We start from the raw sequence: 220 nt of genomic DNA, 5'->3' as shown, positions 1-220 counted from the left end.
CGGCGGCAATGACACGGTAGACGGCGGCGCGGGCAATGACACGATTGACGGCGGCACGGGCAATGACACGATTGACGGCGGCACGGGCAATGACACGATTGACGGCGGCATAGGGTCCGACCAGATTGATGGCGGGTCTGGCATCGACACGATTGAGGGCGGTTCCGGCAACGACACCATCAATGGCGGGTCTGGCAAAGATGATGTCAGTGGTGGCCTT

General features: G+C 61.8%; 1 protein-coding gene. It reads left to right on the top strand.

Annotated elements, in window-relative coordinates; translation table 11 throughout:
- Nucleotides 1-220, top strand: a 220-nt coding sequence (locus tag V7775_RS23125) for a calcium-binding protein (protein WP_335754306.1), incomplete at both ends; no start/stop codon positions are given.

The sequence above is a fragment of the Sulfitobacter sp. genome (assembly GCF_036960155.1).
GTDB lineage: Bacteria > Pseudomonadota > Alphaproteobacteria > Rhodobacterales > Rhodobacteraceae > Sulfitobacter.
The sequence above is the reverse complement of the archived record's forward strand: the minus strand, read 5'-3'. Positions and strand labels throughout refer to the sequence as shown.